This window comes from Streptomyces sp. CNQ085, assembly GCF_022614595.1.
Taxonomy (GTDB): domain Bacteria; phylum Actinomycetota; class Actinomycetes; order Streptomycetales; family Streptomycetaceae; genus Streptomyces.
Map to the genome: position 1 here is coordinate 16,319 of NZ_JAJFAU010000064.1, position 9,288 is coordinate 25,606.

General features: G+C 75.3%; 2 protein-coding genes. Both read left to right on the forward strand.

The window, feature by feature from the left end; genetic code table 11:
- Positions 1–3,444: type I polyketide synthase (locus tag LJ221_RS13035; RefSeq protein WP_302851998.1), on the forward strand; the 3,444-nt coding region annotated here is incomplete at its 5' end.
- A 28-nt stretch (positions 3,445–3,472) separates the two neighbouring features.
- Positions 3,473–9,288, forward strand: a 5,816-nt coding sequence (locus tag LJ221_RS13045; protein ID WP_241716543.1) for a type I polyketide synthase, incomplete at its 3' end; no start/stop codon positions are given.

Here is a 9,288-nt window from a genome sequence, read left to right on the forward strand (position 1 = left end):
CCCCCCCCGGACGCGCCCCTGCAGCTGTCCGCCCGGACCGCCCCCGCACTGGCCGAACAGGCCGCCCGCATCAGCGCGTTCCTGCGCTCCCGGCCGCGGACGGACCCAGCCGCGGCGGGCTGGGCGCTCGCCACCACCCGGGCCGCCCACCCGCACCGCGCGGTCGTCCTCGGCCACGACCGAGGCCGGCTCCTCGACTCGCTGGACGCCCTGGCCACCGGCACCGCCGCCCCCGCCGTCGTACGCGGAACGGCCGCCGACACCGCCGCCGGACCGGTCTTCGTCTTCCCTGGGCAGGGCTCCCAGTGGTGGGGCATGGGCCGCGAACTATACGACGTCTCACGGGTGTTCCGCGCCACCGTCGACGACTGCGCCGACGCCCTCGCCCCCTACGTCGACTTCTCGCCGGTCGACCTGCTGCGCGGCGTGGGCGACGACCCGGACGTGCTGCACAGGGCCGACGTCGTGCAGCCCGCGCTGTTCTCCACGATGGTCGCGCTGGCCGCCCTGTGGCGCTCCCTGGGTGTCGAGCCCGGCGCAGTGGTCGGTCACTCCCAGGGCGAGATCGCCGCCGCCCATGTGGCGGGCGCGTTCACCCTTCAGGAGGCGGCCCGGCTGGTGGCGCTGCGCGGCCGGACGATGCTCGAACTCGGCGGACTGGGCCGGCTGATGACGGTGTACGCGCCGGTCGACCGGGTCGAGCCGCTGCTTCGGGCATGGCCCGGCCGGCTCGGCGTGGCCGTCCTCAACGGCCCCTCCACGGTCGTCGTCTCCGGCGAGAACAGCGCCCTCGACGAGCTGCGCGAGCTCTGCGCGGGCATGAGGCTGCGAACCAAGGACGTCAAGTCCGACATCGCCGGACACGGGTCGCAGACCGAGGCCGTCAAGGAACAACTCCTGAACGTCCTGGGCACGTTGACCCCGCGCCCGGCCCACGTCCCGTTCTACTCCACGGTCACCGGCGGCCGCCTCGACACGACCGAACTGGACGCCGGCTACTGGTACCGCAACCTCCGCCGGACCGTCCGTATGGAAGCGGCCACCCGCGCCCTGCTGGAGGCCGGGCACCGAGTGTTCGTCGAGAGCAGCCCGCACCCGGTGCTGGCCGGGGCGATCGGTGAGACCTGCGAGGCGGCGGGCGCCGAGGGAGCCGTCGTCCTCGGTTCCGTGCGCAGGGACGCCGGTGACGCCCGCACCTTCCTGCTGTCGGCGGCCGCCGGCTGGGCGGCGGGCCTGCCCGTCGACTGGCGGCCCTGCTTCCCCTCCGCAGCCCGCAGCACGCCCCCGGTCGAACTGCCCACCTACCCCTTCCAGCGCCGCCGGTACTGGCCCAGCCCTGGCACCGACCCGACGGCCGCCAACGCCGGGGAGGACGCCGCCTTCTGGGACCTCGTGGACGACGCCGACACCGCCCGGCTCGCGGCCGAGACCGGAGCCGGCGAGCCCGCGCTGGCCGCCGTCCTGCCCGCCCTCGCCCACTGGCGGCACCGCTCCCGGCACCGGACGCTCGCCGCGTCCTGGAGCTTCCACGACGCCTGGCGGCCGCTGCCCACGACCGCCGCGGCGGCGCCGGCCGACCGTCTCGTCGTCGCCCCGGCCACGCACGCCGACGATCCCTGGGCGGCGGCCGTCGTCACCGCCCTCGGCCCCGGCACCACCCGCCTCGACGTCGACCCCGCCACCGCCGACCGCGCCACCCTCGCCGCGGCGCTGCCCGCGCAACCTTCCGTCGTGGTCTCCCTGTTGGGCCTCGCCGAGGAACCGGCCGACGCCCGCCACCCGGCCGTGCCCGCCGGACTCGCCGCGACCGTCGCCCTGCTCCAGGCCCTCGCCGAGCGGCCCGACGGGGCCCGGCTGTGGTGCCTGACCCGCGAGGCCGTCGCCGCCGTGCCCGGCGACCCCGTCCGCCATCCGGTCCAGGGCACCCTGTGGGGACTCGGCCGGGTCGCCGCCCTCGAACAGCCCGCGCTGTGGGGCGGTCTGGCCGACCTCCCGGGCACCGTCGACACCCGCACCGCCGGGCTGCTCGCCGCGCTGCTGACCGCCGACGCCACCGAGGACCAGCTGGCCCTGCGCCCCTCCGGTGCCCACGCCCGCCGTCTCGTCCCCGCCGGGGAGCCGACCCCGGCGCAGCCGTGGCGCACCGGCGGTACCGCCCTCGTCACCGGCGGCACCGGCGCCCTCGGCAGCCGCCTCGCCCACTGGGCCGTCTCCCGGGGCGCCGCCCACGTGCTGCTCCTCAGCCGCCGCGGCCCCGACGCCCCAGGCGCCGACACCCTCGCCAAACAGCTCACCGAACTGGGCGCCCGCGTCACCGTCGCAGCCTGCGACACCGCCGACCGAGACGCGCTCGCCGCGCACCTCGCCGCCCTGCCCGCCGACCAGCCGCTGACGACTGTCATCCACGCCGCCGGCGTCTCCGACGGTGACAGCGAGACCACCGCCCTCACCCCGGACACCCTCCAGACGCTGCTGAGCGCCAAGCTGCTCGGCGCCCGCCACCTGCATGAACTCACCGCGGACCGCGACCTCGACGCGTTCGTGATGTTCTCCTCCGGCGCCGCCTCCTGGGGCAGCGGCGGCCAGCCCGCCTACGCCGCCGCCAACGCCTACCTCGACGCGCTCGCCCGGCACCGCCGCGCCGCCGGCCTGCCCGCCACCTCCGTGGCCTGGGGCGCCTGGGGCGAGACCGGCATGGCCACCGAGCCCGGCCTCGCCGCCGAGCTCGCGCGCCGCGGCGTCCACCCCATAGACCCCGACACCGCGCTCACCGCCCTGCAACGCGCCCTCGACGAGAACGTGACCGGCATGACCGTCACCGCCACGGACTGGACGGCGTTCCTGCCCGCCTTCACCGCGGCCCGGCCCAGCCCGCTGCTGTCCGAACTGGCGAGGTCCGTCGAACCGCGAGCCGCCGAGGACCCCGAACCGGACAGCGGCCCGAGCCTGCGCGACCGGCTCGCCGACCTGCCCGACGTCGAACGCACCCGCCTGCTGCTCGACCTCGTCCGCACCGAGGCCGCCGCCACCCTCGGCCACTCCGGCGCCGACGCCGTACCCGCCGAACGCGCCCTGCGCGACCTCGGCTTCGACTCCGTCAGTGCCGTGGACCTGCGCAACCGGCTCAAGGCCGCCACCGGCCTCGCCCTGCCCGCCTCCCTCGTCTTCGACCATCCCAACGCCTCGGCGCTCGCCGCCCACCTGCGCACCGCACTCTTCCCCGACGCGCCCGCCGCCACCGACGGCGACCCGGACGCCGAGGTCCGCGCCGCCCTCGCCGCCATCCCGCCCGCCCGGCTGCGCAAGGCCGGGCTGCTGGACCTGATCCTGCAACTCGCCGACGGCGACCCCGACATCACCAGCGCCCCCACGGACGACAGCGACCTGGACGCCCTGGACGGCGAGAGCCTGCTGCGGCTCGCGGCCGAGACCACCTCGGACTGACGCCCCGCCCGACCTGAGAGAGCCCGCATTGAACACACCCAACCCCTACGTCGAGGCGCTGCGGACCTCCTTGAAGGAGAACGAGCGGCTGCGGCGGCACAACCAGCAGCTGATCTCGGCGTCCGTGGAACCGATCGCGGTCGTCGGCATGGGCTGCCGCTACCCCGGCGGCGTCACCTCCCCCGAGGACCTGTGGCAGCTGGTCGTCGACGGCCGGGACGCCATCGGCCCGTTCCCCGCCGACCGCGGCTGGGACCTGGCCCGTCTCACCGGCGACGGGCCCGGCCGCAGCCTCGCCCACGAGGGCGGCTTCCTCGACGCGATGACCGAGTTCGACCCGGCGTTCTTCGGCATCGCGCCCCGTGAGGCCCTCGCCATGGACCCCCAGCAGCGGCTGCTCCTCGAGACCGCCTGGGAGGCCCTCGAACGCGCCGGCATCGCCCCCACCGCGCTGCGCGGCAGCCGCACCGGAGTCTTCGCGGGCACCACCATCCAGGACTACGGCAAGGTCGTCGCCGAAGCCCGCGAGAACATGGACGTCTACGCCACCACCGGCCACGCCGCCGGCGTGATCTCCGGGCGCATCTCCTACGTCCTCGGCCTGGAGGGGCCCGCCGTCACCGTCGACACCGGCTGCTCCTCCTCCCTCGTCGCCCTGCACTGGGCGGTGCAGTCGCTGCGCACCGGCGAGTCCACCCTCGCCCTCGCCTGCGGCGCCACCGTCATGTGCACGCCGGGCACCTTCGTGTCGTTCACCGCGCAAGGAGGCCTCGCCGCCGACGGCCGCTGCAAGCCCTTCTCGGCCGCCGCCGACGGCGTCGGCTGGAGCGAGGGCGCCGGCGTCCTCGTACTGGAGCGCCTCAGCGACGCCCAGCGGCACGGCCACCCCGTCCTCGCCGTGATCCGCGGCACCGCCCTCAACCAGGACGGCGCCTCCAACGGCATCAGCGCCCCCAACGGGCCCGCCCAGCAACGCGTCATCCGCGCCGCCCTCGACAACGCCGGCCTCACCCCCGACCAGATCGACGCCGTGGAGGCACACGGCACGGGCACGACACTGGGCGACCCCATCGAGGCGCAGGCCCTCCTCGCCGCCTACGGCCAAAGCCGCGCACGGCCCCTGCTGCTGGGCTCGGTCAAGTCCAACATCGGCCACACCCAGGGCGCCGCCGGAGTCGCCGGCGTCATCAAGACCGTCATGGCACTGCGGGCCGGCCTGCTCCCGCGCAGCCTGCACGCCGAGCAGCCGACACCGAACGTCGACTGGACCACCGGCTCCGTCGCGCTCCTGACCGCCAACACGCCCTGGCCGCAGACGGGGACACCACGTCGCGCCGGTGTCTCCTCCTTCGGCATCAGCGGCACCAACGCCCACGTCATCCTCGAACAGGCCCCGCCCGCCGAGGAACCCGATGCCGGCTTCACCCCGGCCCTGACGCCCTGGCCGGTGTCCGCCCGCACCGCCACCGCCCTCGACGCCCAGCTGGACCGGGTCACGGCCGCCGCGTCCGGCCTGCCCGCGGTGGACGTCGGCCACTCCCTCGCCACGGGACGCGGCCACCTGGAACACCGCGCCGTGCTGCTGCCGCACGAGGACGGTACGAGTGAACTGGCCCGCGGCACGGCCGGCGAGGGCGGACTCGCAGTCCTGTTCACGGGACAGGGCAGCCAACGCCTCGGCATGGGACGCGAGTTGTATGACCGTTTCCCCGTGTTCGCCGAGGTGCTCGACGAGTTGCTCGGCCACCTCGACCCCGCCCTGCGCGATGTCATGTGGGGCGACGACGAGGCCGCACTGAACCGCACCGAACACGCCCAGCCCGCCCTCTTCGCCGTCGAGGCCGCACTGTACCGGCTGGCCGAATCGCTCGGCGTACGCCCGGGCTTCGTCGCCGGGCACTCCATCGGCGAGATCACCGCCGCCCATGTCGCGGGTGTCCTCTCCGCCGAGGACGCCTGTGCCCTCGTCGCCGCCCGCGGACGTCTCATGCAGGCGCTGCCCGAGGGCGGCGCCATGGTCGCCGTGGCCACGTCCGAGGACGCGGTGCGCCCGCAGCTTGACGACGACGTCGCCCTCGCCGCCGTCAACGGCCCGGCTTCCGTGGTCCTGTCCGGTGCCGAGGACGCCGTACTAGCCGCCGCCGAACGGCTCCGCGACGCCGGGCACCGCACCCACCGGCTCGCCGTCTCGCACGCCTTCCACTCACCGCTGATGACGCCCGTCCTCGACGACTTCAGTGCCGTGGTCGCCGGGCTCACCTTCCACGAGCCGCGGCTGCCGGTGGTCTCGACGGTCACCGGCCGCACCGCCACCGCCCACGAGCTGCGCGACCCCGGGCACTGGACGCGGCACGCCGTCGCCACCGTGCGGTTCGCCGACGCCGTACGCACCCTCGCCGCCCAGGGCGTGCGCGCCCACCTCGAACTGGGACCCGACGGCGTGCTCAGCCCGCTCGTCGACGACACCCTCGCCGACCCCGAGACCGTCGCCGTACCGGTCCTGCGCTCCGGCCGCCCCGAGGAACCGTCCCTGATCAGCGGGCTGGCCCGGCTGCACACCGCCAGCGCCGCCGGAACCGTCGACTGGGCCGCCCTCTACCGGGACACCGGCGCCCACCGCGTCGATCTGCCCACCACCGTCTTCGAACGCCGGCCCTACTGGCCCACCGCCACCGGCCGCGCCCGCGACGCCGCCGGACTCGGCCTCGGCACGTCCGGCCACCCCCTGCTCGCCGCAACCGTCGACCTGGCCGACGGCGAGGGCGTCGTCCTCACCGGACGGCTGACCCCCGCCCGCCAGCCGTGGCTCGCCGACCACGTCGTCCATGGCCGCGTCCTGCTGCCCGGCACCGTCTTCCTGGACCTCGCCCTGCGGGCCGGCGACGAGGTCGGCTGCGACCGCGTCCACGATCTCACCCTCACGGCGCCCCTCGAGATCGCCGAACGCGAGGCCGTCCACCTCCAGGTGCGCGTCGACCCACCCGCCCCCGACGGACGCCGTCCCGTCAGCGTCCACTCCCGCCGCGACACCGCCGATCCCGGGACCCCCTGGACCGTCCACGCCACCGGACGCCTCGACACCGCCACGGACAGCCCCGCAGCCGCGCCACTCGACACCGCGTGGCCACCGCCCGGCACCGACCCGATCGACCTCGCCGACTGCTACGACGACCTGGCCCGGCTCGGCTTCGCCTTCGGGCCCGTCTTCCGCGGCCTGCGCGCCGCCTGGCGACGCGGCACCGACCTGTTCACCGAGGCCGCGCTGCCGAGCCAGGCCCACCCCGACGCCACCGCCTTCCTGCTCCACCCGGCCCTGGCCGACGCAGCCCAGCACGCCGCCACCTACGGCGACCTCGGCACCCTCAGCGAGGGCGGCCTGCCGTTCTCCTGGGAGGGCGTACGCCTGCACGCCACCGGCGCCACCACCCTGCGTACGCGCATCTCCCGCCTGGCCGACGACACGGTCACCCTGACAGCCACCGACCCCGCGGGCAACCCGGTCCTGACGGTGGACGCGCTGGTCACCCGCCCCGCACCCGCGACTTCGAGCACCGCACCCGACGCCCTGTTCACCGTCGACTGGCAACTCCTGGGCGAGAGCACGGCGAAGGACCTCTCCGTCACCGTCATCGGCCCCGGTATCGACGACTTGGCCGACGCCCTGCGTGCCACGGCCGTCACGGTCGACGTCGCCCCCGACCTCGCCGCACTCGACGCCATACCCCCCGTCATCCTCACCCGCATCGCCTCCGCACCCGACGGCGACCCGACCCCCACAGCCGTGCGCGCCACCACCGCACACGCCCTGAGCCTGGTCCGGTCATGGCTGGCGGACCCGCGCTTCGCCGACTCCCGCCTCGTCGTGGCCACACCCGCCACCGGCGACCTCCCGGCCGCCGCCGCCCGCGGCCTGCTGCGCACCGCACAGACTGAGAACCCCGGCCGCATCACCGTCCTCCACCTCGACGGCCCCCTCGACGGCGAGCTGCTGCGCCGCGCCCTGACCACGCCCGAACCCGAAGTGCGCGCCGACGCGGAGGGCCTGCGCGCCGCCCGGCTCGTCCGAGCCCCGCGCACCGCTCAGGAGCCGCCCGCCTGGGACGTCTCCGGCACCGTCCTCGTCACCGGCGGAACAGGCGGCCTCGGCGCCGTCGTCGCCCACCACCTCGTGACCCGGCACGACGCCCGCGACCTCCTGCTCGTCTCCCGCCGGGGCCCCGACGCCCCCGGCGCCGACCGGCTCACCGCCGACCTGACCGAACTCGGCGCCCGAGTCCGCGTCGTCGCCTGCGACACCGGCGACCGCGACGCCCTCGCCCGGCTGCTGGACGGCGAGCACCTGACGGCCGTCGTCCACGCCGCCGGCACCGTGGCCGACGGTGTCGTCGGCGCCCTCACACCCGAGCGCGTCGAGTCCGTCCTGCGCCCGAAGGCCGAGGCGGCCTGGCACCTTCACGAACTCGCCTCCGACGTCGAGACGTTCGTCCTGTTCTCCTCCGCCGCCGGCACCCTCGGCGGGGCGGGCCAGGCCAACTACGCCGCCGCCAACGCCTTCCTCGACGCCCTCGCCGAGCACCGCCGCGCGCTCGGCCTGTCCGCGCTCTCCCTCGCCTGGGGGCCCTGGGACATCCCGGACAGCGCCATGACCGGCGACCTCACCGACGTCGACCGGGCACGACTCGCCCGCTCCGGCTTCCCCTTCCTCACCCCCGAGGAAGGCCTGGCCCTCCTCGACGCCGCCCTGGCCACCGGCCACGCCACCGTACTGCCCATCCGCATCGACCTCGCCGCGCTGCGCGCCCGGGACGACGTCCCCGCACTCCTCAGCGGGCTGGCGCGCCCCACGGCACGCCGTATGTCGCTCGCCCCCGCGGCCTCCCGCACGGTCGGCCTTGTGGAACGCCTGGCGCCGCTGGACCCCGGCGACCGCAGGGCCGCGCTGCTCGACCTGGTCCGTGAGCAGGTGGCCGCCGTCCTCGGCCACCAGGACGCCCAACGCGTCGAGCCCAGCCGGGCCTTCAGGGACCTGGGCTTCGACTCACTGACCGCCGTCGAACTGCGCAACGCCCTTGGAACGGCGACGGGCCTGCGGCTGCCCGCCACCCTCATCTTCGACCACCCCACACCCAGGGCGCTGGCCGAGCACCTGATGTCGGACCTGTTCCCGGACACCGCCACGGGAACGACGACACAGACGGCACCATCCACGACGACCCTCGCCGATGACCCGGTGGTGGTCGTCGGGATGGCGTGCCGGTTCCCGGGTGGTGTGTCGTCGCCGGAGGATCTGTGGCGGCTGGTGTCGGAGGGTGTGGACGCGGTGGGAGAGTTCCCGGCCGACCGTGGCTGGGATCTGGAGCGGCTCTACCACCCCGACCCCGAGCACCGTGGCACCTCCTCCACCCGCCAAGGGGGCTTCCTGCACAACGCCGGGGACTTCGACGCGGACTTCTTCGGGATGAGTCCGCGTGAGGCGTTGGCGACGGACGCGCAGCAGCGGTTGCTGCTGGAGTCGGTGTGGGAGGCGATCGAACGGGCCGGTATCGACCCGACGTCGCTGCGGGGCAGCCGGACGGGTGTGTTCGCGGGCGTGATGTACAACGACTACCGGGAGTTGCTGCCGGGGGAGGAGTTCGAGGCATTTCGGGGTAACGGCAGCGCGCCGAGTATCGCGTCCGGTCGTGTGGCGTATGCGCTGGGTTTCGAGGGGCCTGCGGTGTCCGTCGATACGGCGTGTTCGTCGTCGTTGGTGGCTTTGCATCTGGCGGCGCAGGCGTTGCGGTCGGGTGAGTGTTCGTTGGCGTTGGCCGGTGGTGTGACGGTGATGTCGACGCCGACGACGTT